The following is a 23,269-nucleotide window of genomic DNA, read 5'->3' as shown; positions in this document are numbered from 1 at the left end:
AACATGATCAATGAAACACTGGCTCGCCTTAGGTCACTGCGACTGACCGGAATGGCAGATGCCCTCAATCAACAGCTGGACCAGCCGGGCACCTACAGTAGCCTTAGCTTTGAAGAACGACTGTCGTTGCTTACTGAGCAGGAAGAAACAGAGCGAAACAATAAACGTCTGGCTCGGCTGCTCAGAAGCGCCCGGTTTAAACTGGCTGCCCGGATACACGACATTGACTATGAACACCCCAGAGGTCTCAAACAGAACCAGATGGCCAGCCTGTCTGGAGGAGGCTGGCTTGACCGGTACAGGAACCTGTTGATCACCGGACCTTGTGGTTCCGGTAAGAGCTACCTGGCCTGCGCCCTTGGGCACATGGCTTGTCTGAAAGGCTACAGTGTCCGGTACTATCGGATGTCCAGGCTACTGGATGAACTGATCCTTGCCCACGGTGATGGCAGCTACAGCAGGCAGTTGAAACAACTGGCAAAAGTAGACTTGCTGATTCTGGACGACTGGGGCCTGGAACCACTGACGCAGCAACAAAGGAACGATCTGCTGGAAGTCATGGATGACAGGCACGAGCAAGGTTCCACGTTGGTTACCAGTCAATTGCCCACCCGGAAGTGGCATGCCAGCATTGGTGATGAAACTCTGGCCGACGCCATTCTTGACCGGCTTATGCACAATGCCCACCGGATTGAACTCAAAGGCGAATCCATGCGCAAAAAGCTTGGAAAATTGGACGCAGTTGAACACCTGGTCTAAAAATCACACTGGGCAATGTGTAAGGAGTTCAGGGTGTTCAAATGAAACAGAATAGGTGTTCAAGTTAACCAGAATACGCAGTGGGATCATAATTTATAGATTTTACTCATTAAATCGTGTTAGCTCAGACACAGGAAACAGACTTTTAGTTCATTAATTATCGAATTACCGTCACAACTCAGGCCATGTCGGCAGCGACGGTCAGATTTTATCAGGTATTTTTACCAGTAAGTTCTCAAAAAACGCTGGAAGCAGGATAACTTCGGTCAGTCGTCTATCCTCTCAGCATGGCTTTTTCAGAACACCAGCAGCCACACCTGAAGATCTACGAAGATTCATCACTCAGCAGCAAGAGCCGATCATTCAGCTCAAAGAACAGGTAGAATTGCTTGAAGCCGAGATGTGTCGTCTAAAAAAACTGCCAGCAAAGCCTGACATCAAACCGAGCACCAAACCTCCCGATGATGACACCGGCAGCTCTGATGGAGATCTATCCGCTCCTGAGGGTAACGATGGGGCCAGTTCAGACAACTTGCTAAAGCAGGAGGTTAAAAAACCCAACGAGAAACCAGAAAGCGGCGAAAACAGCCCCGAAAGTCATCGGCGGAAAAATCCATACCCATTGCTGCCACGGATGTTCCGCAGGGATCAGTCAGGAATGGAACCTCGGAATCTCTATTTCCAGTGGGAAATTCAGCCAGCTTCTTACGAAAGGAAAGGATACAAGCAGTTCCATGCTGAGAAAGATGAGCTGTTAACTACAGGTATTCGCTGTTCAAGTTATATCCAGACAGATGATTTTTGATAAGAGTCAGAGTATTTCATCTATTGAAAGTGAATCCCAAAAGTTTTCATCGATAACAAAATTCTCTGATGAAAGGAGTTCATCAATATATTCTGGTAGTTCCAGATTCTTGAGACCTATAGATTCTATAATTCGTGAAACAAAATTCTCGTTCGGAAAGCCTTTACTATGACAGATGGAAGAAATGGATCTCAGCAGTTGCCGGTCAAGCTGGCCATCCTTATGGAGGCTCGGTAGCTTCAGCAGCGTATCCACGTCCCCGGCTTTGGGAAAGCCCCGGCTACTCATCATGGAAGAAATGGAGCTCAGCAGTTGCCGGTCAAGCTGGCCATCCTTCTGGAGGCTCGGTAGCTTCAGCAGCGTGTTTATATCCCCGGTTTTGGGAAAGCCCCGGCTTATCATCATGGAAGAAATGGAGCTCAGCAGTTGCCGGTCAAGCTGGCCATTCTTCTGGAGGCTCGGTAGCTTCAGCAGCGTGTCCACTTCCCCGGCTTTGGGAAAGCCCCGGCTACTCATCATGGAAGAAATGGAACTCAGCAGTTGCCGGTCAAGCTGGCCATCCTTCCGGAGGCTCGGTAGCTTCAGCAGCATGTCCAGCAGCATGTCCACTTCCCCGGCTTTGGGAAAGCCCCGGCTACTCATCATGGAAGAAATGGAGTTCAACAATTGCCGGTCAAGCTGGCCATCCTTCCGGAGGCTCGGTAGCTTAAGCAGCGTGTCAACGTCCCCGGCTTTGGGAAAGCCCCGGCCACTCATCATGGAAGAAATGGAGCTCAGCAGTTGCCGGTCAAGCTGGCCATCCTTTTGGAGGCTCGGTAGCTTCAGAAGCGTGTCCACGTCCGCGGCTTTGGGAAAGCCTTTACCATTACAGATAGAAGAAATGGAACTCAGCAGTTGCCGGTCAAGCTGGCCATCCTTCTGGAGGCTCGGTAGCTTCAGCAGCGTGTCCACTTCCCCGGCTTTGGGAAAGCCTTTACCATGACAGATGGAAGAAATGGAGCTCAGCAGTTGCCGGTCAAGCCGGCCATCCTTCTGGAGGCTCGGTAGCTTCAGCAGCGTGTCCATGTCCCCGGCTTTAGGAAAGCCTTTACCATTACAGATGGAAGAAATGGAGCTCAGCAGTTGCCGGTCAGGCTGGCCATCCTTCTGGAGGCTCGGTAGCTTCAGCAGCGTGTCCACGTCCCCGGCTTTGGGAAAGCCTTTTCCATGACAGATGGAAGAAATGGAGCTCAACAGTTGCCGGTCAAGCTGGCCATCCTTCTGGAGGATCGGTAGCTTCAGCAGCGTGTCCACGTCCCCGGCTTTGGGAAAGCCCCGGCTTTTCATCATGGAAGAAATCGAACTCAGCAGTTGACGGTCAAGCTGGCCATCCTTCTGGAGGCTCGGTAGCTTCAGCAGCGTGTCCACGTCCCCGGCTTTGGGAAAGCCTTTACCATGACAGATGGAAGAAATGGAGCTCAGCAGTTGCCGGTCAAGCTGGCCATCCTTCCGGAGGCTCGGTAGCTTCAGTAGCGTGTCCACGTCCCCGGCTTTGGGAAAGCCTTTACCATGACAGATGGAAGAAATGGAGCTCAGCAGTTGCCGGTCAAGCTGGCCACCCTTCTGGAGGCTCGGTAGCTTGAGCAGTGTGTCCACGTCCCCGGCTTTGGGAAAGCCCCGGCCACTCATCATGGAAGAAATGGAGCTCAGCAGTTGCCGGTCAAGTTGGCCATCCTTCTGGAGACTCGGTAACTTCAGCAGCGTGTCCACGTCCCCGGCTTTGGGAAAGCCCCGGCCACTCATCATGGAAGAAATGGAGCTCAGCAGTTGCCGGTCAAATTGGCCATCCTTCTGGAGGCTCGGTAGCTTCAGCAGCGTGTCCACGTCCCCGGCTTTGGGAAAGCCTTTACCATTACAGATGGAAGAAATGGATGTAATAAATGGATAACATGCTATTGCTTGTACATCACGGTCTTCAATACTCAGAAACTCGTTAATGTTTTTCTTTGTTCCTGGGCTTCCTTCGCACTTCAAGAGCATGCTGGTAATCGTGCCCGTGTTTTTAACTGTTCTTTCCACACTACTAAAAAAGATGCCAAGCTTGGATACCAGTTGGACTTTCGACTCATTCGGGCAAGAATTAACCAGCTTGTCCAGCGTTGGTTTGACGGTGATTTTGCGTTCCTGGCAAAGGCTCTTTAATTGATCTAAAGTCGTTATCAATGAATCTTGTTGATACTCATTTTCACAATTCGGTCGTTTTCTTTTTAATTTTTCATCCTCTACTGCATCTTCAATGTGAGAAACATTTCTCTTTAAAGATACTTTTTCTTTAGGGGGCTCATAATTATCGATGGTTGGGAGGCTGTTCCCAATGGGTTCTTGTCTTGATACGTGCCGACCTGAATAGAAAGAGCTTGAGGGTCTTGATGATATTGTGTGATCACTACCAGAAGGTAACCCTCTGGAATTCGCACTCCCCATCACCAGACTTGATTCATTATAGAGTGGGATCATAGTTTATTAATTTTATTCATTAAATCGTGTCAGCTCAGACACAGGAAACAGCCTTTTAGTTCATTGATGATCGAATTACCGTCACAACTCAGGCCATGACGGCAGCGATGGTCAGATTTTATCCGGTGTTTTTACCAGTAAGTTCTCAAAAAACGCTGGAAGCAGGATAACTTCGGTCAGTCGTCTATCCTCTCAGCATGGCTTTTTCAGAACACCAGCAGCTACAACCTGAAGATCTACTGAGATTCATCACTCAGCAGCAAGAGCAGATCATTCAGCTCAAAGAACAGGTAGAATTGCTTGAAGCCGAGATTCGTCGTCTAAAAAAACTGCCAGCAAAGCCTGACATCAAACCGAGCACCAAACCTCCCGATGATGACACCGGCAGCTCTGATGGCGATCTATCCGCTCCTGAGGGTAACGATGGAGCCAGTTCAGACACCTTGCTAAAGCAGTAGGTTAAAAAACCCAACGAGAAACCAGAAAGCGGCGAAAACAGCCCCGAAAGTCATCGGCGGAAAAATCCATACCCATTGCTGCCACCGGTGTTCCGCAGGGATCAGTCAGGAATGGAACCTCGGAATCTCTATTTCCAGTGGGAAATTCAGCCAGCTTCTTACGAAAGGATACAAGCAGTTCCATGCTGAGAAAGATGAGCTGTTAACTACAGGTACTCGCTGTTCAAGTTATATCCAGACAGATGATTTTTGATAAGAGTCAGAGTATTTCATCTATTGAAAGTGACTCCCAAAAGTTTTCATCGATAACAAAATTCTCTGATGAAAGGAGTTCATCAATATATTCTGGTAGTTCCAGATTCTTGAGACCTATAGATTCTATAATTCGTGAAACAAAATTCTCGTTCGGAAAGCCTTTACCATGACAGATGGAAGAAATGGAGCTCAGCAGTTGCCGGTCAAGCTGGCCATCCTTCTGGAGGCTCGGTAGTTTCAGCAGCGTGTCCACGCCCCCGGCTTTGGGAAAGCCCCGTCTACTCATCATGCAAGAAATGGAGCTCAGCAGTTGCCGGTCAAGCTGGCCATCCTTCTGGAGGCTCGGTAGCTTCAGCAGCGTGTCCACGTCCCCGGCTTTGGGAAAGCCTTTACCATTACAGATGGAAGAAATGGAGCTCAGCAGTTGCCGGTCAAGCTGGCCATCCTTCTGGAGGCTCGGTAGCTCCAGCAGTGTGTCCACGTCCCCAGCTTTGGGAAAGCCCCGGCTACCCATCATGGAAGAAATGGAGCTCAGCAGTTGCCGGTCAAGCTGGCCATCCTTCTGGAGGCTTGGTAGCTTCAGCAGCGTGTCCACGTCTCCGGCTTTGGGAAAGCCTTTACCATGACAGATGGAAGAAATGGAGCTCAGCAGTTGCCGGTCAAGCTGGCCATCCTTCTGAAGGCTCGGTAGCTTCAGCAGCGTGTCCACGTCCCCGGCTTTGGGAAAGCCTTTACCATTACAGATGGAAGAAATGGAGCTCAGCAGTTGCCGGTCAAGCTGGCCATCCTTCTGGAGGCTCGGCAGCTTCAGCAGCATGTCCACGTCCCCGGCTTTGGGAAAGCCTTTACCATTACAGATGGAAGAGATGGAGCTCAGCAGTTGCCGATCAAGCTGGCCATCCTTCTGGAGGCTCGGTAGCTTCAGCAGCGTGTCCACGTCCCCGGCCCCGGCTTTGGGAAAGCCTTTACCATTACAGATGGAAGAGATGGAGCTCAGCAGTTGCCGATCAAGCTGGCCATCCTTCTGGAGGCTCGGTAGCTTCAGCAGCGTGTCCACGTCCCCGGCTTTGGGAAAGCCTTTAGTATGACAGATGGAAGAAATGGAGCTCAGCAGTTGCCGGTCAAGCTGGCCATCCTTCTGGAGGCTCGGTAGCTTCAGCAGCCTGTCCACGTCCCCGGCTTTGGGAAAGCCCCGGCTACTCATCATGGAAGAAATGGAGCTCAGCAGTTGCCGGTCCAGCTGGCCATCCTTCTGGAGGCTTGGTAGCTTCAGCAGCGTGTCCACGTCTCCGGCTTTGGGAAAGCCTTTACCATTACAGATGGAAGAAATGGAGCTCAGCAGTTGCCGGTCAAGCTGGCCACCCTTCTGGAGGCTCGGCAGCTTCAGCAGCGCGTCCACGTCCGCGGCTTTGGGAAAGCCTTTACCATTACAGATGGAAGAAATGGATTTAATAAATGGATAACATGCTGTTGCTTGTACATCAGGGTCTTCAATATTAAGGAACTCGTTAATGTTTTTCTTTGTTATAGAGCTTCCTTCGCCCTTCAAGAGCATGCTGGTAATCGTACCCGTGTTTTTAACGGTTCTTTCCACACTACTAAAATAAATGCCAAGCTTGGATACCAGTTGGACTTTCGACTCATTCGGGCAAGAATTAACCAGCTTATCCAGCGTTGGTTTGACGGTGATTTTGCGTTCCCGGCAAAGACCCTTTAATTGATCTAGAGTCACTATCAATGAATCTTTTTGATACTCACTTTCACGATCCGGTCGTTTTCTTTTTAATTTTTCATCCTGTACTGCATCTTCAATGTGAGAAACATTTCTCTTTAAAGATACTTTTTCTTTAGGGGGCTCATAATTATCGATGGTTGGGAGGCTGTTCCCAATGGGTTCTTGTCTTGATACGTGCCGGCCTGAATAGAAAGAGCTTGATGATCTTGATGGTGTTGTGTGATCACTACCAGAAGGTAACCCTGTGGAATTCGCACTCCCCGTTGTCAGACTTGATTCATTATAGAGTGGGATCATAGTTTATTAATTTTATTCATTAAATCGTGTCAGCTCAGACACAGGAAACAGCCTTTTAGTTCATTAATGATCGAATTACCGTCACAACTCAGGCCATGACGGCAGCGATGGTCTGGTTTTATCAGGTGTTTTTACCAGTAAGTTCTCAAAAAACGCTGGAAGCAGGATAACTTCGGTCAGTCGTCTATCCTCTCAGCATGGCTTTTTCAGAACACCAGCAGCTACAACCTGAAGATCTACTGAGATTCATCACTCAGCAGCAAGAGCAGATCATTCAGCTCAAAGAACAGGTAGAATTGCTTGAAGCCGAGATGCGTCGTCTAAAAAAACTGCCAGCAAAACCTGACATCAAACCGAGCACCAAACCTCCCGATGATGACACCGGCAGCTCTGATGGAGATCTATCCGCTCCTGAGGGTAACGATGGGGCCAGTTCAGACACCTTGCTAAAGCAGGAGGTTAAAAAAACCAACGAGAAACCAGAAAGCGGCGAAAACAGCCCCGAAAGTCATCGGTGGAATAATCCATACCCATTGCTGCCACCGATGTTCCGCAGGGATCAACTACAGGTATTCGCTGTTCAGGTTATATCCAGACAGATGATTTTTGATAAGAGTCAGAGTATTTCATCTATTGAAAGGGAATCCCAAAAGTTTTCATCGAAATCAAAATTCTCTGATGAAAGGAATTCATCAATATATTCTGGTAGTTCCAGATTCTTGAGACCTATAGATTCTATAATTCGTGAAACTAAATTCTCGTTCGGAAAGCCTTTACCATGACAGATGGAAGAAATGGATCTCAGCAGTTGCCGGTCAAGCCGACCATCCTTCTGGAGGCTCGGTAGCTTCAGTAGCGTGTCCACGTCCCCGGCTTTGGGAAAGCCCCGGCGCCCCATCATGGAAGAAATGGAGTTCAGCAGTTGCCGGTCAAGCTGGCCATCCTTCTGGAGGCCCGGTAGCTTCAGCAGCGTGTCCACGTCCCCGGCTTTGGGAAAGCCCCGGCACCCCATCATGGAAGAAATGGAGCTCAGCAGTTGCCGGTCAAGCTGGCCATCCTTCTGGAGGCCCGGTAGCTTCAGCAGCGTGTTCACGTCCCCGGCTTTGGGAAGGCCCTGGCTACTCATCATGGAAGAAATGGATCTCAGCAGTTGCCGATCAAGCTGGCCATCCTTCCGGAGGCTCGGTAGCTTCAGCAGCGTGTCCACGTCCCCGGCTTTGGGAAAGCCTTTACCATTACAGATGGAAGAAATAGAGCTCAGTAGTTGCCGGTCAAGCTGGCCATCCTTCTGGAGGCTCGGTAGCTTCAGCAGCGTGTCCACGTCCCCGGCTTTGGGAAAGCCCCGGCTACTCATCATGGAAGAAATAGAACTCAGCAGTTGCCGGTCAAGCTGGCCATCCTTCCGGAGGCTCGGTAGCTTCAGCAGCGTGTCCACGTCCCCGGCTTTGGGAAAGCCCCGGCTACTCATCATGGAAGAAATGGAACTCAGCAGTTGCCGGTCAAGCTGGCCATCCTTCTGGAGGCTTGGTAGCTTCAGCAGCCTGTCCACGTCCCCGGTTTTGGGAAAGCCTTTACCATTACAGATAGAAGAAATGGAGCTCAGCAGTTGCCGGTCAAGCTGGCCATCCTTCCGGAGACTCGGTAGCTTCAGCAGCGTGTCCACGTCCCCGGCTTTGGGAAAGCCCCGGCTACTCATCATGGAAGAAATAGAGCTCAGCAGTTGCCGGTCAAGCTGGCCATCCTTCTGGAGGCTCGGTAGCTTCAGCAGCGTGTCCACGTCCCCGGTTTTGGGAAAGCCCCGGCCACTCATCATGGAAGAAATGGAGCTCAGCAGTTGCCGGTCAAGCTGGCCATCCTTCCGGAGGCTCGGTAGCTTGAGCAGCGTGTTCATGTCCCCGGCTTTGGGAAAGCCCCGGCTACTCATCATGGAAGAAATGGAACTCAGCAGTTGCCGGTCAAGCTGGCCATCCTTCTGGAGGCTCGGTAGCTTCAGCAGCCTGTCCACGTCCCCGGCTTTGGGAAAGCCCCGGCTACTCATCATGGAAGAAATAGAACTCAGCAGTTGCCGGTCAAGCTGGCCATCCTTCCGGAGGCTCGGTAGCTTCAGCAGCGTGTCCACGTCCCCGGCTTTGGGAAAGCCTTTACCATTACAGATGGAAGAAATGGAACTCAGCAGTTGCCGGTCAAGCTGGCCATCCTTCTGGAGGCTCGGTAGCTTCAGCAGCGTTTCCACGTCCCCGGCTTTGGGAAAGCCTTTACCATGACAGATGGAAGAAATGGAGCTCAGCAGTTGCCGGTCGAGCTGGCCATCCTTCTGGAGGCCCGGTAGCTTCAGCAGCGTGTCCACGTCCCCGGCTTTGGGAAAGCCTTTACCATGACAGATGGAAGAAATGGAACTCAGCAGTTGCCGGTCAAGCTGGCCGTCCTTCCGGAGGCTCGGTAGCTCCAGCAGTGTGTCCACGTCCCCAGCTTTGGGAAAGCCCTGGCTACCCATCATGGAAGAAATGGATCTCAGCAGTTGCTGGTCAGGCTGGCCATCCTCCTGGAGGCTTGGTAGCTTCAGAAGCGTGTCCACGTCCCCAGCTTTGGGAAAGCCTTTACCATGACAGATGGAAGCAATGGATCTTAGCAGTTTCCGGTTAAGCTGGCCATCCTTCTGGAGGCTCGGTAGCTTCAGCAGCGTGTCCACGTCCCCGGCTTTGGGAAAGCCTTTACCATTACAGATGGAAGAAATGGAGCTCAGCAGTTGCCGGTCAAGTTGGCCATCCTTCTGGAGGCTCGGTAGCTTCAGCAGCGTGTCCACGTCCCCGGCTTTGGGAAAGCCTTTACCATTACAGATGGAAGAAATGGATGTAATAAATGGATAACATGCTATTGCTTGTACATCACGGTCTTCAATACTCAGAAACTCGTTAATGTTTTTCTTTGTTCTTGAGTTTCCTTCGCCCTTGCAGAGCATGCTGGTAATCGTACCCGTGTTTTTAACAGTTCTTTCCACACTACTAAAATAAATACCAAGCTTGGATACCAGTTGGACTCTCGACTCTTTCGGGCAAGAATTAACCAGCTTATCCAGCGTTGGTTTGACGGTGATTTTGCGTTCCTGGCAAAGGCCCTTTAATTGATCTAAAGTCGCTACCAATGAATCTTGTTGGTACTCATTTTCACGATCTGGTCGTATTCTTTTTAATTTTTTATCCTGTACTGTATCTTCAATGTGAGAAACATTTCTCTTTAAAGATACTTTTTCTTTAGGGGGCTCACAATTATCGATGGTTGGGAGGCTGTTCCCAATGGGTTCTTGTCTTGATACGTGCCGACCTGAATAGAAAGAGCTTGACGGTATTAATGGTGTTGTGTGATCACTACCAGAAGGTAATCCTGTGGAATTCGCACTCCCCGTCGCCAGACTTGATTCATTACAGAGTGGGATCATTATTTATAAACTTTATTTATTAAACCGTGCCAGCTCAGACACAGGAAACAGCCTTTTAGTTCATTAATGATCGAATTACCGTCACAACTCAGGCTATGACGGCAGCGATGGTCAGATTTTATCCGGTGTTTTTACCAGTAAGTTCTCAAAAAACGCTGGAAGCAGGATAACTTCGGTCAGTCGTCTATCCTCTCAGCATGGCTTTTTCAGAACACCAGCAGCCACAACCTGAAGATCTACGAAGATTCATCACTCAGCAGCAAGAGCCGATCATTCAGCTCAAAGAACAGGTAAAATTGCTTGAAGCCGAGATGCGTCGTCTAAAAAAACTGCCAGCAAAACCTGACATCAAACCGAGCACCAAACCTCCCGATGATGACACCGGCAGCTCTGATGGAGATCTATCCGCTCCTGAGGGTAACGATGGGGCCAGTTCAGACACCTTGCTAAAGCAGTAGGTTAAAAAACCCAACGAGAAACCAGAAAGCGGCGAAAACAGCCCCGAAAGTCATCGGCGGAAAAATCCATACCCATTGCTGCCACCGATGTTCCGCAGGGATCAGTCAGGAATGGAACCTCGGAATCTCTATTTCCAGTGGGAAATTCAGCCAGCTTCTTACGAAAGGATACAAGCAGTTCCATGATGAGAAAGATGAGCTGTTGACTACAGGTATTCGCTGTTCAAGTTATATCCAGACAGATGATTTTTGATAAGAGTCAGAGTATTTCATCTATTGAAAGTGAATCCCAAAAGTTTTCCTGATTACCACCGACCCTACGTCGTGAGCCAGCTGCTATAATAAACGTCGATAGTCATGTGTTTTGGAGGTAAAACTGATGTGTAAAAACACCATTCAGTTCCAAAAAGGCCTTGGCATTATGCAATTTCTGGCTAATTACGGCAGTGAAGAGCAGTGTGAGAACGCGCTGTCCTCTTGGCGCTGGCCAGATGGCTTCCAATGCCCGAAGTGTGGCTCCCGCAGTTTCTGCAAGCTTCACCGGAAAGCTGAATTCCAGTGCAATTGCTGCCGTTGCCAAACCTCGCTTACCAGTAACACTATCTTTGACTCAACAAAGCTGCCTCTAGCTACCTGGTTTCTGGGTATCTATCTCGTCACCCAGAATAAAGCGGGGATTTCTTGCCTGACGCTTCATCGACAACTTGGCATTTCCTACAATGCCGCATTGCGCATGAAACACAAACTCATGCAGGTCATGATGGAAAGAGATAACAGCTGGCAGTTGAGTGGTTTTGTTCAGATTGATGACGCCTATTGGGGCGGAGAGCGCCACGGAGGCCGCCGGGGCAGAGGCTCAGAGAACAAAGCCCCCTTCGTGGCCGCAGTTCAGACAGATGCTGATAACCACCCTATCTACATGAAGTTCAATGCCGTTGATAACTTCCGGCGAAAAACCATTCAGGAGTGGGCAGAACATGCCCTGAAAAAGGGTGTCCGGGCCGTCAGCGATGGCTTGTCCTGTTTCCGGGGTATTGAAGATGCCGGATGCCAGCACACAGCCATCATTACCGGTGGTGGGCATGCATCCATGGAGAATGAGTTGTTCACCTGGGTAAATACCATGCTGGGAAACGTGAAAACAGCGATTACCGGTACTTACCATAAGCTCGACCCCAAGCATCTGGGCCGTTATCTATCAGAGTTCAACTATCGGTTTAACCGGCGTTTTGATATGCCTTCAATGATCTCAAGGCTAGGTCGGGCTGCAGTCAATACAGCACCGATGCCGGATCGACTTCTCAAACTGCCAGACGTCCAGTGGAAACCGGGTTAGCCATCAACCGATAATTGAAAGTCAGTTGACGTATTAATATCATTATTTCGAATGATGATGTGGGTCTTTGCTTGTTCGGAGCGGTTATGAAACCGAATTTAGTTGATAATCTGGAGAACAAGCCGTCATGATGCCTGCTCCACCGGTAATACTGGAGAGGTTCTATTATTTCTTTACCGGGTTATAGACATAAAGAATGAAAAGCTGCACGTATATTCTTAAATTATCTTTCCCTGTGTCATGACGTACGATCAGTGGTAATCAGGAAAGTTTTCATCGAAATCAAAATTCTCTGATGAAAGTAGTTCATCAGTATATTCTGGTAGTTCCAGATTCTTGAGACCTATAGATTCTATAATTAGTGAAACTAAATTCTCGTTCGGAATGCCTTTACCGTGACAGATGGAAGAAATGGATCTCAGTAGTAGCCGGTCAAGCTGGCCATCCTTCTGGAGGCTCGGTAGCTTCAGTAGCGTGTCCACGTCCCCGGCTTTGGGAAAGCCCCGGCTACTCATCATGGAAGAAATGGAGCTCAGCAGTTGCCGGTCAAGCTGGCCATCCTTCTGGAGGTCTGGTAGCTTCAGCAGCGTGTTTATATCCCCGGTTTTGGGAAAGCCCCGGCTTCTCATCATGGAAGAAATGGAGCTAAGCAGTTGCCGGTCAAGCTGGCCATTCTTGTGGAGGCTCGGTAGCTTCAGCAGCGTGTCCACGTCCCCGGCTTTGGGAAAGCCCCGGCCACTCATCATGCAAGAAATGGAGCTAAGCAGTTGCCGGTCAAGCTGGCCATCCTTCCGGAGGCTCGGTAGCTTCAGCAGCATGTCCAGCAGCATGTCCACTTCCCCGGCTTTGGGAAAGCCCCGGCTACTCATCATGGAAGAAATGGAGTTCAACAATTGCCGGTCAAGCTGGCCATCCTTCCGGAGGCTCGGTAGCTTCAGCAGCGTGTCCACGTCCGCGGCTTTGGGAAAGCCTTTACCATTACAGATAGAAGAAATGGAACTCAGCAGTTGCCGGTCAAGCTGGCCATCCTTCTGAAGGCTCGGTAGCTTCAGCAGCGTGTCCACGTCCCCGGCTTTGGGAAAGCCTTTATCATGACAGATGGAAGAAATGGAGCTCAGCAGTTGCCGGTCAAGCCGGCCATCCTTCTGGAGGCTCGGTAGCTTCAGCAGCGTGTCCACGTCTCCGGCTTTAGGAAAGCCTTTACCATGACAGATGGAAGAAATGGAGCTCAGCAGTTGCCGGTCAAGCTGGCCATCCTTCTGGAGGCTCGGTAGCTTCAACAGCGTGTCCACGTCCCTGGCTTTGGGAAAGCCTTTTCCATTACAGATGGAAGAAATAGAACTCAGCAGTTGCCGGTCGAGCTGGCCATCCTTCTGGAGGCTCGGTAGCTTCAGCAGCGTGTTCACGTCCTCGGCTTTGGGAAAGCCTTTACCATGACATATGGCTAAGTTACCGTTAATGGTTGAATCAGCTAAACTCCCATAAAATCTACGTTGTAGGGGAGTGATATGCAATCTGAACTCTTCCAGAATTTTATTGATTCCATTTCAACATTAACCAGTGAACAGCGAGACATTCTTAACAACTCGCTCCTTAGTACTCAAATAGAGGTTACCGAGGTAGTAGAAACCACTGACTCTGAACCTGTTTACAGTGAATCTATACCCAATAACGATAATGCAACACCTGACGTAGAAAAGAGCATACTTGCCCAATTTGCCGAAAACCCCAGGTGCCCCAAATGCAAAAGCCATAGCGTTGGTCGCTGGGGCATACGAAATGGCCGACAGCGCTACCACTGCAAGACTTGCGACTCAACGTTTAACGCCTTTAGTGGAACGCCTTTGGCAAGGCTCAGGCACCCTGAAAAATGGAACAAGTACCTCGCAGGTATGACTCACTCTATGGTCTTGCGACCAGCTGCTGCTGAGAATGCCATTGACTTGAAAACTGCGTTCCGCTGGCGTCACCGCTTTCTTGAAGTGATTAATAATGATCAAGCAGAAGAGCTTTGTGGCATTACTGAGCTTGATGAAACATTTTTCCGTGAATCCTTCAAAGGGCAAAGAGAAGGCCTTCCACGGCCAACCCGAAAGCGGGGTAATGATCCCAACAAAGCCCGAAAAGTCCCGGTAATGGTGGCTCGGGACCGTAATCGAAATACCGTTGACGGTGTATTAGAAAACGAAAGTGCTAATGAATTGTGCAGGCATTTAAATGGCCGCATATCGATACAGGCCACGGTCTGTGCGGATGCACACCTCGCTCACGAAAAACTTGCTGACAAGCTTGGATTTGTCTTCAAGGAGCTGGTGACATCAGCAGGTCAACATGTTGTTGAAGGCATCTACCACATCCAGACTGTAAATTCTTATCACAGTCATTTAAAACGCTGGATTGGCGGCGTATTCCAAGGGGTTGCAACTCGTTACCTTCCCCATTATCTGGCCTGGAGGCGAGAACTGACGGCAGCAAAAAAATTAACTGTTGGCCGGTTGATCAGCAGAATTACTGAACATTGGTGCTTCCAACCATTAACGGTAACTTAGCCATGACATATGGAAGAAATGGAGCTCAGCAGTTGCCGGTCAAGCTGGCCATCCTTCCGGAGGCTCGGTAGCTTCAGCAGCGTGTCCACGTCCCCGGCTTTGGGAAAGCCCCAGCCACTCATCATGGAAGAAATGGAGCTCAGCAGTTGCCGGTCAAGCTGGCCATCCTTCTGGAGGCTCGGTAGCTTCAGCAGCGTGTCCACGTCCCCGGCCTTGGGAAAGCCCCGGCTTCTCATCATGGAAGAAATGGAGCTCAGCAGTTGCCGGTCAAGCTGGCCATTCTTGTGGAGGCTCGGTAGCTTCAGCAGCGTGTCCACGTCCCCGGCTTTGGGAAAGCCCCGGCTACTCATCATGGAAGAAATGGAACTCAGCAGTTGCCGGTCAAGCTGGCCATTCTTCTGGAGGCTCGGTAGCTTCAGCAGCGTGTCCACGTCCCCGGCTTTGGGAAAGCCTTTACCATTACAGATGGAAGAAATGGATGTAATAAATGGATAACATGCTATTGCTTGTACATCAGGGTTTTCAATAATCAAAAAGTCGTTAATGTTTTTCTTTGTTCTTGAGCTACCTTCACCCTTCAAGAGCATGCTGGTAATCGTACCCGTGTTTTTAACTGTGCTTTCCACACTACTAAAATAAATGCCAAGCTTGGATATCAGTTGGACTTTCGACTCATTCGGGCAAGAATTAACCAGCTTATCCAGCGTTGGTTTGACGGTGATTTTGCGTTCCTGGCAAAGGCCCTTTAATTGATCTAAAGTCGCTATCAATGAATCTTTTTGATACTCACTTTCACGACCCGGTCGTTTTCTTTTTAATTTTTCATCCTGTACTGCATCTTCAATGTGAGAAACATTTCTCTTTAAAGATACTTTTTTTTAGGGGGCTCATAATTATCGATGGTTGGGAGGCTGTTCCCAATGGGTTCCTGTCTTGATACGTGCCGACCTGAATAGAAAGAGCTTGATGGTCTTGATGGTGTTGTGTGATCACTACCAGAAGGTAACCCTGTGGAATTCGCACTCCCCTTCGCCAGACTTGATTCATTATAGAATGGGATCATAATTTATAGATTTTACTCATTAAATCGTGTTAGCTCAGACACAGGAAACAGCCTTTTAGTTCATTAATTATCGAATTACCGTCACAACTCAGGCCATGTCGGCAGCGATGGTCAGATTTTATCAGGTGTTTTTACCAGTAAGTTCTCAAAAAACGCTGGAAGCAGGATAACTTCAGTCAGTCGTCTATCCTCTCAGCATGGCTTTTTCAGAACAGTAGTTTAAAAAACCCAACGAGAAACCAGAAAGCGGCGAAAACAGCCCCGAAAGTCATCGGCGTAAAAATCCATACCCATTGCTGCCACCGATGTTCCGCAGGGATCAGTCAGGAATGGAACCTCGGAATCTCTATTTCCAGTGGGAAATTCAGCCAGCTTTTTACGAAAGGATACAAGCAGTTCCATGCTGAGAAAGATGAGCTGTTAACTACAGGTACTCGCTGTTCAAGTTATATCCAGACAGATGATTTTTGATAAGAGTCAGAGTATTTCATCTATTGAAAGTGAATCCCAAAAGTTTTCATCGATAACAAAATTCTCTGATGAAAGGAGTTCATCAATATATTCTGGTAGTTCCAGATTCTTGAGACCTATAGATTCTATAATTAGTGAAACTAAATTCTCGTTCGGAAAGCCTTTACCATGACAGATGGAAGAAATGGATCTCAGTAGTAGCCGATCAAGCTGGCCATCCTTCTGGAGGCTCGGTAGCTTCAGTAGCGTGTCCACGTCCCCGGCTTTGGGAAAGCCTTTACCATGACAGACGGAAGAAATGAAGCTCAGCAGTTGCCGGTCAAGCTGGCCATCCTTCTGGAGGCTCGGTAGCCTCAGCAGCGTGTCCACGTCCCCGGCTTTGGGAAAGCCCCGGCTACTCATCATGGAAGAAATAGAACTCAGCAGTTGCCGGTCAAGCTGGCCATCCTTCTGGAGGCTTGGTAGCTTCAGCAGCGTGTCTACGTCCCCGGTTTTGGGAAAGCCTTTACCATGACGGATGGAAGAAATGGAGCTCAGCAGTTGCCGGTCAAGTTGGCCATCCTTCTGGAGGCTCGGTAGCTTTAGCAACGTGTCCACGTCCCCGGCTTTGGGAAAGCCTTTACCATTACAGATGGAAGAGATGGAGCTCAGCAGTTGCCGGTCAAGCTGGCCATCCTTCTGGAGGATCGGTAGCTTCAGCAGCGTGTTCACGTCTCCGGCTTTGGAAAAGCCTTTACCATGACAGATGGAAGAAATGGAGCTCAGCAGCTGCCGGTCAAGCTGGCCATCCTTCTGGAGGCTCGGTAGCTTCAGCAGCGTGTCCACGTCCCCGGCTTTGGGAAAGCCTTTACCATGACAGATGGAAGAAATCGAGCTCAGCAGTTGGCGGTCAAGCTGGCCATCCTTCTGGAGACTCGGTAGCTTCAGCAGCGTGTCCACGTCCCCGGCTTTGGGAAAGCCCCAGCTACCCATCATGGAAGAAATGGAGCTGAGCAGTTGCCGGTCAAGCTGGCCATCCTTCTGGAGGCTCGGTAGCTTCAGCAGCGTCTCCACGTCCCCGGCTTTGGGAAAACCCCGGCAACTCATCATGGAAGAAATGGAGTTCAGCAGTTGCCGGTCAAGCTGGCCATCCTTCTGGAGGCTCGGTAGCTTCAGCAGCGTGTCCACGTCCCCGGCTTTGGGAAAGCCCCGGCTACTCATCATGGAAGAAATGGAACTCAGCAGTTGCCGGTCAAGCTGGCCATCCTTCTGGAGGCTTGGTAGCTTCAGCAGCGTGTCTACGTCCCCGGTTTTGGGAAAGCCCCGGCCACTCATCATGGAAGAAATGGAGCTCAGCAGTTGCCGGTCAAGCTGGCCATCCTTCCAGAGGCCCGATAGCTTCAGCAGCGTGTCCACGTCCCCGGCTTTGGGAAAGCCTTTACCATGACAGATGGAAGAAATGGAGCTTAGCAGTTGCCGGTCAAGCTGGCCATCCTTCTGGAGGCTCGGTAGCTTCAGCAGCGTTTCTACGTCCCCGGCTTTGGGAATGCCTTTTCCATTACAGATGGAAGAAATAGAGCTCAGCAGCTGCCGGTCAAGCTGGCCATCCTTCTGGAGGCTCGGTAGCTTCAGCAGCGTGTCCACGTCCCCGGCTTTGGGAAAGCCTTTACCATGACAGATGGAAGAAATGGAGCTCAGCAGTTGCCGGTCAATCTGGCCATCCTTCTGGAGGCTCGGTAGCTTCAGCAGCGTATCCACGTCCCCGGCTTTGGGAAAGCCCCGGCTACTCATTATGGAAGAAATGGAACTCAGCAGTTGCCGGTCAAGCTGGCCATCCTTCTGGAGGCTCGGTAGCTTCAGCAGCGTGTCCACGTCCCCGACTTTGGGAAAGCCTTTACCATTACAGATGGAAGAAATGGATTTAATAAATGGATAACATGCTATTGCTTGTACATCACGGTCTTCAATACTCAGAAAGTCGTCAATGTTTTTCTTTGTTCTTGAGATTCCCTGGCTCTTCAAGAGCATGCTGGTAATCGTACACGTGTTTTTAACTGTGCTTTCCACACTACTAAAATAAATGCCAAGCTTGGATACCAGTTGGACTTTCGACTCTTTCGGGCAAGAATTAACCAGCTTATCCAGCGTTGGTTTGACGGTGATTTTGCGTTCCTGGCAAAGGCCCTTTAATTGATCTAAAGTCGCTACCAATGAATCTTGTTGGTACTCATTTTCACGATCCGGTCGTTTTCTTTTTAATTTTTCATCCTGTACTGCATCTTCAATGTGAGAAACATTTCTCTTTAAAGATATTTTTTCTTTAGGGGACTCATAATTATCTATGGTTGGGAGGCTGTTCCCAATGGGTTCTTGTCTTGATACGTGCCGACCTGAATAGAAAGAGCTTGACGGTCTTGATGGTGTTGTGTGATCACTACCAGAAGGTAACCCTGTGGAATTCGCACACCCCGCCGCCAGACTTGATTCATTACAGAGTGGGATCATTATTTATAAACTTTATTCATCAAATCATGTCAGCTCAGACACAGGCAACAGCCTTTTAGTTCATTAATGATCGAATTACCGTCACAACTCAGGCCATGACGGCAGCGATGGTCAGGTTTTATCAGGTGTTTTTACCAGGAGTCCCGACTTCTTTTTATCTATTCAGCCATAAGTTGTTACAGTAAAGCTTGATGGATAAAAAGCACTGCTGGCCGCTATCCCCGGGCGGGAAACCAGCCCAAACGAGTGTTTGTGTCAAAGCTTTTGGAGGCACTAACCACTCATAAAGCGACTCAAACGCCGTTTGAGGTGGCGGTTTTCTTCCCGAAGCTGATCCAGTTTTCCCAATAACTCGATAGCCAAGGCTATACCCGGCCAGTCTACATCAAGATCATCGTGCAGGCGCACCGCTTTTCTGGTCAGTAGCACCATGGCCGGGCTGAATCGCCATTCGCCGGGTGAAGCACCGAGGGGGTCTACAATTCCCTGCTCGATAATTTCGATGACCGTCTCTTCTGCTACACCGGTCTGCAGACAAACTTCGGTGAAACTCAGGTAGGTGGTTTGTGTATCGCTCATGGGACTTCACTCCACTCAGCTCGCGGTTCGAAGGGGGCCTGTTCTGCCAGCAGCTGCCAATGCTCCTTAATGCTGTCGTTGCTTTTGGGCATAACAATTTTTAGCACTGCATAAAGATCCCCCTGTACCTGTTTACCGGGCAGGCCTTTGCCTTTTACCCGCAAGCGCTGACCACTCTGACTATTGGCCGGAATGGTAAGATTAATCTTGCCTGACAGCGTCGGCAGTGTCACCTTGGCACCGAGGGCGGCCTCCCAGGGAGCAAGGGGAAGGGTAATAATCAGGTTATGCCCTTCCACATCAAACAGTGGATGTGGTACCAGCCTGATGCGCAAATACAGATCGCCGCTACTACCATCACCGATACCCGGAGCCCCCTGACCTTTCAACCGGATCAGCTCACCATCGGTAACGCCGGAGGGGATTTTTACCTTAAGAGTTTTATTCACCTCGGTAACCTGTCCGTGCTCATCATAATGGGGCAGACTGTAGGAGATGGTTTTGGACTCTTCGGATAGTGTGTCTTCAAGAAAAACAGGCATCTCGGTCTCTATATCCTGCCCTCTCTGGTTATAAGTTCTGCGTCGTCCAAAATCACTGGAGCCGGCTTCTGTGCCACCGCCAAAAACAGACGAAAAAAAGTCCGAAAAATCCCCCTGGAAATGACTTCCCCCACCGCCCCGGAAATCGGAGGGTTCCCAGCCGGGTGGCGGGCGAAACCCCTGATGAGCTCCTCCATACTGACGAATCTCATCGTACTCTGCACGTTTCCCGTCGTCTTTCAGTACTTCATAGGCTTCCGCAACCTCCTTGAACTGATTTTCAGCATCGCGGTGGTCACTAACATCCGGGTGATACTTCCTGGCCAGCTTTCGGTAGGCGTTCTTTATCGTCTTCTTATCAGCATCAGGCGCTACGCCCAGAATCTTGTAGTAGTCTTTGAATTCCATAATGCATCCAGTATCGCTATACCCGTTGCCTTTGAGTCAACTATAGACCAAAGCAGGGGTTACCAAGCCAGAATGCCGGGGTAATGATAAACGATCTATTGTGTCTGAAATGTTCACTGTTCACTAGTACATGGTTTCAATGAGTTTGACGGGTTGTCGTTACCATAAGCCTCTGCACTCCGTTCGTCCTGAAGCCTGTCGAAGGGCGCAAACTCCGGCCCATGATAGATCGTGCCAAACACTCTTCGACTCCGCTCAGGATGAACGGAGATGGTACACGTCAATCTCATTGAAATGATGTACCAGGCAATAATCTTATTTTCACTTCCCTCTTACAACCCGCATTGAAATGGGAGCGCCGACGAAAGCAGTTCTGGTTAACCGTGATGTCAGAAAACAACTCCACTGTCTTCAGTCATCCGTTAGGTGTGGGCTTTAGAAGTGTTTTACATCGCTATTATCAATAGCCATAACAAATATATATGCTCGGTTGGCATAAATAACGAATGGGTTAGGTTAGGGATGAACTTTCATAAAAAATAGTGGTCTCAAGCTTGGTTTCAGATTCAGTGATTCAATGATTCAATGTATAGACCTATTTTTTTTGCTCGGTCAAATGCAAAGACTGATCACATTTCCATTTTTCAATATATTAATTTTTCGGATGGTGCATCCGGTCAGGTCTTCTCCCGTAAGGTTGCACAAGCAGCTACTGTTCCATGTGCTATCCCAGCTGAAAAGACGACTCGAAACTACCTTCAGCAACCGCTGATGTCTTTTCAGACAGTGGCGCCTTTTCAAACAGTGGAACCTTTTCAAACAGCTGTACCTTTTCAAACAGCGGTGCCTTTTCAAACAGCTGTACCTTTTCAAACAGCGGTGCCTTTTCAAACAGCTGTACCTTTTCAGAATCCATTCAATGCTCCCCGCTTAGAAAGAAGGTCGATAGTAGCCGTTGACAGCCACACTAAAGAAGACCAGGTATATTACCCGCCGGTTAGAATAGAACTGCAGAAGAGTGATTATGTCCCCACCTATGTTCCTGCTAATGAATGTTTTTCGATTCAGTCCATTTTAGGTTTAGGCCAATCAGCCTCGCAAAGCTCATCGGTTGTTGATAACAGCCCTCACCAACCGGTAGAAACTTCTCATCAATATCGTATTGATACTTTTCCGGAGCCTGGGAAGAAGGCCAGTGTCGAATGTAAAGCATCCGATAAACTGAGGAAGGCCAGAGCCAAATACAAAGCATCCGATAAACTAAAGAAGGCCAGAGCCAAATACAAAGCATCCGATAAAGGCAAGCAGACCAGTGCCAGATACGAAGCCTCCGCTAAAGGCAAAGAGGCCAGGGCCAGGGCCATAGCCAAATACAAAGCATCTGATAAAGGCAAGCAAAGAATAGCCATAAATAATGCAAAATCGAAAGCCTATCGGTCAGCTATAAAAAAAGGCTTAAGTGTAGAAGTAGCCAAGAAACAAGGAGAATTAGCAGCTAATGCAAAAAAAGCTGAATTATCAACACCCTCCATCACAACCGCTTTTCAGTCGACCAACCAGACAGCAATTTACTCTCCCGATCGAGCCCATTTCACGGTGGCTAACCAGAAAAAGCATGACTACACCAGATTTGATTCGGTCTTATGAAAAGGATGCCTTTTACTGGTACTACTGTTATAGCCAGTAAAATAACTGTCCTGTGGAAGGCTGTTGGATCAAATAGCTTCCAGCGCTTCCGATAATTTTTTCACAGCAATCACCGTCAAACCGGGAATCGGCTTCCTTGGCTGATTGGCCACAGGAACAATGGCCCGGCTGAAACCGTGCTTGGCAGCTTCGGTCAGACGTTCCTGTCCATTGGCCACCGGACGGATTTCTCCGGCCAGCCCAACCTCACCAAACGCCACCAGATCCTGCGGCAGTGGCGTATCTCGCAGGCTGGAAACGACAGCCAGCAGGCTGGCCAGGTCAGCACTGGTTTCAGTGATCTTTACGCCGCCAACCACGTTCAGAAATACATCCTGGTCACTGGTAAAAATGCCACCATGTCGGGTCAGAATCGCCAGTAGCATGGCCAGACGATTCTGCTCCACACCGACAGTTACACGACGCGGGTTGCCCAATTGAGATTCCACCACCAGCCCCTGTATCTCAACCAACAGGGGACGAGTACCTTCCCACAGCACAGAAATAATACTGCCAGAAGTCGCTTCCTGGGTTCGTGACAGGAAAATGGCCGACGGATTTTTCACTTCTTTCATGCCCGTTTCGGTCATGGCGAAAATACCCAGCTCATTCACCTGGCCAAAGCGGTTTTTGGTAGCCCGCATCATGCGAAAACGGGAATCATCGGTATTGCCCAGCATGATCTGGGTATCGATGATATGGGACAGGGTCATGGGACCGGCCAGCGAGTTGTCTTTGGTGACGTGGCCAACAATCAACAATACGGTACCGCTCTGTTTGGCGTACCGGGTCAGAAAGGCTGCGGATTCTTTTACCTGGCCAACACCTCCGGGCACCGAGTCTACCCCGTTCATATACATCACCTGGATAGAGTCAATCACGATGATGCCGGGCTTTTCCTGCTCCGCTACTGCTACGATATTTTCTGCCGAAGTTTCCGCCAGCATTTTCAGGTTATCGGTGGGCAACCCTAACCGCTGGGCACGGGCGGCAATCTGCTGCAGTGACTCTTCACCGGATACGTAGAGCGCATTCATTGATTGGGCAACGTGACAGAGCACCTGCAACAGGATGGTACTTTTACCGGCACCGGGATGGCCACCAATCAACACAGCACTGCCCTTGACAAAACCGCCACCGAGCACCCGGTCGAACTCCGTCATACCGCTGGAAAAACGTGGGGCTTCTTCAACATCGACTTCGCTGAGGGTTTTCAGCCCGGAGAGGGTACCGGCAAACCCGGCCTTGTTACTGGCGGCAATGGCTGGGGAGGCTGCCGGACCGAGGTTAACTTCTTTGTAAGAGTTCCACGACTTGCAGTCCGGGCACTGCCCCTGCCATTTGGCGGCTTCGCTGCCGCATTCGATACAGACGTACGCCTTTCGGGATTTTGCTTTTGCCATTGAAGAGTCTTTGTGTAAATAGCGCCAGTCTAACGGGTTCGTGAGCTCT

General features: G+C 49.6%; 19 protein-coding genes. 7 read left to right on the top strand and 12 right to left on the bottom strand.

All coding sequences use genetic code 11. The annotated features are described in order from the left end of the window. Positions 1 to 3: 3 nt before the first annotated feature. On the top strand, positions 4 to 759 hold the full coding sequence (istB, locus tag MJO57_RS09310) for an IS21-like element helper ATPase IstB (protein ID WP_252017309.1): 756 nt from the start codon (positions 4 to 6) through the stop codon (positions 757 to 759). Between the two features lie 385 nt (positions 760 to 1,144). After that, complete coding sequence (locus MJO57_RS09305) at positions 1,145 to 1,564, top strand: hypothetical protein (RefSeq protein WP_252024784.1); 420 nt, start codon at positions 1,145 to 1,147, stop codon at positions 1,562 to 1,564. A 6-nt stretch (positions 1,565 to 1,570) separates the two neighbouring features. On the opposite strand, the gene MJO57_RS09300 is transcribed toward MJO57_RS09305, so the two are convergent. Then, on the bottom strand, positions 1,571 to 3,766 hold the full coding sequence (locus MJO57_RS09300) for a hypothetical protein (protein WP_252024782.1): 2,196 nt from the start codon (positions 3,764 to 3,766) through the stop codon (positions 1,571 to 1,573). Positions 3,767 to 4,257: 491 nt separating this feature from the next. On the opposite strand from MJO57_RS09300, the gene MJO57_RS09295 reads away from it, so the two are divergent. Continuing rightward, positions 4,258 to 4,518, top strand: a complete 261-nt coding sequence (locus MJO57_RS09295; protein WP_252024780.1) for a hypothetical protein — start codon at positions 4,258 to 4,260, stop codon at positions 4,516 to 4,518. Between the two features lies 1 nt (position 4,519). On the opposite strand, the gene MJO57_RS09290 is transcribed toward MJO57_RS09295, so the two are convergent. From MJO57_RS09290 to MJO57_RS09280, 3 genes are all read right to left on the bottom strand, one after another. Beyond that, positions 4,520 to 4,702, bottom strand: coding sequence for a hypothetical protein (locus MJO57_RS09290; RefSeq protein ID WP_252024778.1), 183 nt, complete (start codon positions 4,700 to 4,702; stop codon positions 4,520 to 4,522). A gap of 75 nt (positions 4,703 to 4,777) precedes the next feature. Beyond that, positions 4,778 to 6,511: a hypothetical protein gene (locus MJO57_RS09285; protein WP_252024776.1), complete on the bottom strand. Its 1,734-nt coding sequence runs from the start codon at positions 6,509 to 6,511 to the stop codon at positions 4,778 to 4,780. Between the two features lie 910 nt (positions 6,512 to 7,421). Then, positions 7,422 to 9,947 carry a hypothetical protein gene (locus MJO57_RS09280; RefSeq protein WP_252024774.1) on the bottom strand — a complete coding sequence of 842 codons (2,526 nt, stop codon included), beginning with the start codon at positions 9,945 to 9,947 and terminating at the stop codon, positions 7,422 to 7,424. Positions 9,948 to 10,438: 491 nt separating this feature from the next. Between MJO57_RS09280 and MJO57_RS09275 the strand changes: the two genes are divergently transcribed. Beyond that, positions 10,439 to 10,699: a hypothetical protein gene (locus tag MJO57_RS09275; protein ID WP_252024772.1), complete on the top strand. Its 261-nt coding sequence runs from the start codon at positions 10,439 to 10,441 to the stop codon at positions 10,697 to 10,699. Between the two features lies 1 nt (position 10,700). Here MJO57_RS09275 and MJO57_RS09270 read toward each other — a convergent pair whose 3' ends face one another. After that, the gene (locus MJO57_RS09270; protein WP_252024770.1) at positions 10,701 to 10,883 is read right to left on the bottom strand and encodes a hypothetical protein; all 183 of its coding nucleotides are present in this window, start codon (positions 10,881 to 10,883) and stop codon (positions 10,701 to 10,703) included. A 195-nt stretch (positions 10,884 to 11,078) separates the two neighbouring features. Here MJO57_RS09270 and MJO57_RS09265 point away from each other — a divergent pair, with 195 nt between their 5' ends. After that, positions 11,079 to 12,035, top strand: a complete 957-nt coding sequence (locus MJO57_RS09265) for an IS1595 family transposase (RefSeq protein ID WP_252017306.1) — start codon at positions 11,079 to 11,081, stop codon at positions 12,033 to 12,035. A gap of 251 nt (positions 12,036 to 12,286) precedes the next feature. Here the strand turns inward: MJO57_RS09265 and MJO57_RS09260 are convergent, their stop codons facing one another. Beyond that, on the bottom strand, positions 12,287 to 13,441 hold the full coding sequence (locus MJO57_RS09260; RefSeq protein ID WP_252024768.1) for a hypothetical protein: 1,155 nt from the start codon (positions 13,439 to 13,441) through the stop codon (positions 12,287 to 12,289). 102 nt (positions 13,442 to 13,543) lie between these two features. On the opposite strand from MJO57_RS09260, the gene MJO57_RS09255 reads away from it, so the two are divergent. After that, entirely contained in the window at positions 13,544 to 14,584 is a 1,041-nt protein-coding gene (locus tag MJO57_RS09255; RefSeq protein ID WP_252017335.1) for an IS1595 family transposase, read from the top strand. Here the strand turns inward: MJO57_RS09255 and MJO57_RS09250 are convergent. The 5 genes from MJO57_RS09250 to cbpA form a co-directional block, all read right to left on the bottom strand. Beyond that, on the bottom strand, positions 14,581 to 15,354 hold the full coding sequence (locus MJO57_RS09250; RefSeq protein ID WP_252024766.1) for a hypothetical protein: 774 nt from the start codon (positions 15,352 to 15,354) through the stop codon (positions 14,581 to 14,583). The genes MJO57_RS09255 and MJO57_RS09250 overlap by 4 nt on opposite strands. 512 nt (positions 15,355 to 15,866) lie before the next feature. Continuing rightward, positions 15,867 to 16,049 carry a hypothetical protein gene (locus MJO57_RS09245; protein WP_252024764.1) on the bottom strand — a complete coding sequence of 61 codons (183 nt, stop codon included), beginning with the start codon at positions 16,047 to 16,049 and terminating at the stop codon, positions 15,867 to 15,869. Between the two features lie 75 nt (positions 16,050 to 16,124). Further along, positions 16,125 to 18,308 (bottom strand): hypothetical protein, encoded by a 2,184-nt coding sequence (locus MJO57_RS09240; protein ID WP_252024762.1) that lies wholly within the window; start codon positions 18,306 to 18,308, stop codon positions 16,125 to 16,127. Between the two features lie 567 nt (positions 18,309 to 18,875). Then, the gene (locus MJO57_RS09235; protein WP_252024760.1) at positions 18,876 to 19,181 is read right to left on the bottom strand and encodes a chaperone modulator CbpM; all 306 of its coding nucleotides are present in this window, start codon (positions 19,179 to 19,181) and stop codon (positions 18,876 to 18,878) included. Then, complete coding sequence (gene cbpA, locus MJO57_RS09230; RefSeq protein ID WP_252024758.1) at positions 19,178 to 20,131, bottom strand: curved DNA-binding protein; 954 nt, start codon at positions 20,129 to 20,131, stop codon at positions 19,178 to 19,180. The genes MJO57_RS09235 and cbpA overlap by 4 nt, the downstream gene beginning before the upstream one ends. A gap of 585 nt (positions 20,132 to 20,716) precedes the next feature. On the opposite strand from cbpA, the gene MJO57_RS09225 reads away from it, so the two are divergent. After that, a complete protein-coding gene (locus tag MJO57_RS09225; protein WP_252024756.1) occupies positions 20,717 to 21,778 on the top strand; it encodes a hypothetical protein in 1,062 nt (353 codons plus the stop codon). Between the two features lie 68 nt (positions 21,779 to 21,846). On the opposite strand, the gene radA is transcribed toward MJO57_RS09225, so the two are convergent. Then, on the bottom strand, positions 21,847 to 23,220 hold the full coding sequence (gene radA / locus MJO57_RS09220) for a DNA repair protein RadA (protein ID WP_252024754.1): 1,374 nt from the start codon (positions 23,218 to 23,220) through the stop codon (positions 21,847 to 21,849). Between the last annotated feature and the right edge of the window lie 49 nt (positions 23,221 to 23,269).

Origin of the sequence: Endozoicomonas sp. SCSIO W0465 (genome assembly GCF_023716865.1) — a bacterium.
GTDB lineage: Bacteria > Pseudomonadota > Gammaproteobacteria > Pseudomonadales > Endozoicomonadaceae > Endozoicomonas.
Note: the sequence above shows the minus strand (reverse complement) of the source record. Positions and strands in the feature narration are given on the sequence as shown.

Bases quoted from the DNA above. Each gene is read 5' to 3' on its own strand.
- istB (WP_252017309.1), top strand. From the start codon at position 4: ATGATCAATGAAACACTGGCTCGCCTTAGGTCACTGCGACTGACCGGA.
- MJO57_RS09295 (WP_252024780.1), top strand. From the start codon at position 4,258: ATGGCTTTTTCAGAACACCAGCAGCTACAACCTGAAGATCTACTGAGA.
- MJO57_RS09290 (WP_252024778.1), bottom strand. From the start codon at position 4,702: ATGGAACTGCTTGTATCCTTTCGTAAGAAGCTGGCTGAATTTCCCACT.
- MJO57_RS09275 (WP_252024772.1), top strand. From the start codon at position 10,439: ATGGCTTTTTCAGAACACCAGCAGCCACAACCTGAAGATCTACGAAGA.
- MJO57_RS09270 (WP_252024770.1), bottom strand. From the start codon at position 10,883: ATGGAACTGCTTGTATCCTTTCGTAAGAAGCTGGCTGAATTTCCCACT.
- MJO57_RS09265 (WP_252017306.1), top strand. From the start codon at position 11,079: ATGTGTAAAAACACCATTCAGTTCCAAAAAGGCCTTGGCATTATGCAA.
- MJO57_RS09255 (WP_252017335.1), top strand. From the start codon at position 13,544: ATGCAATCTGAACTCTTCCAGAATTTTATTGATTCCATTTCAACATTA.
- MJO57_RS09245 (WP_252024764.1), bottom strand. From the start codon at position 16,049: ATGGAACTGCTTGTATCCTTTCGTAAAAAGCTGGCTGAATTTCCCACT.
- MJO57_RS09235 (WP_252024760.1), bottom strand. From the start codon at position 19,181: ATGAGCGATACACAAACCACCTACCTGAGTTTCACCGAAGTTTGTCTG.
- cbpA (WP_252024758.1), bottom strand. From the start codon at position 20,131: ATGGAATTCAAAGACTACTACAAGATTCTGGGCGTAGCGCCTGATGCT.
- MJO57_RS09225 (WP_252024756.1), top strand. From the start codon at position 20,717: ATGTATAGACCTATTTTTTTTGCTCGGTCAAATGCAAAGACTGATCAC.
- radA (WP_252024754.1), bottom strand. From the start codon at position 23,220: ATGGCAAAAGCAAAATCCCGAAAGGCGTACGTCTGTATCGAATGCGGC.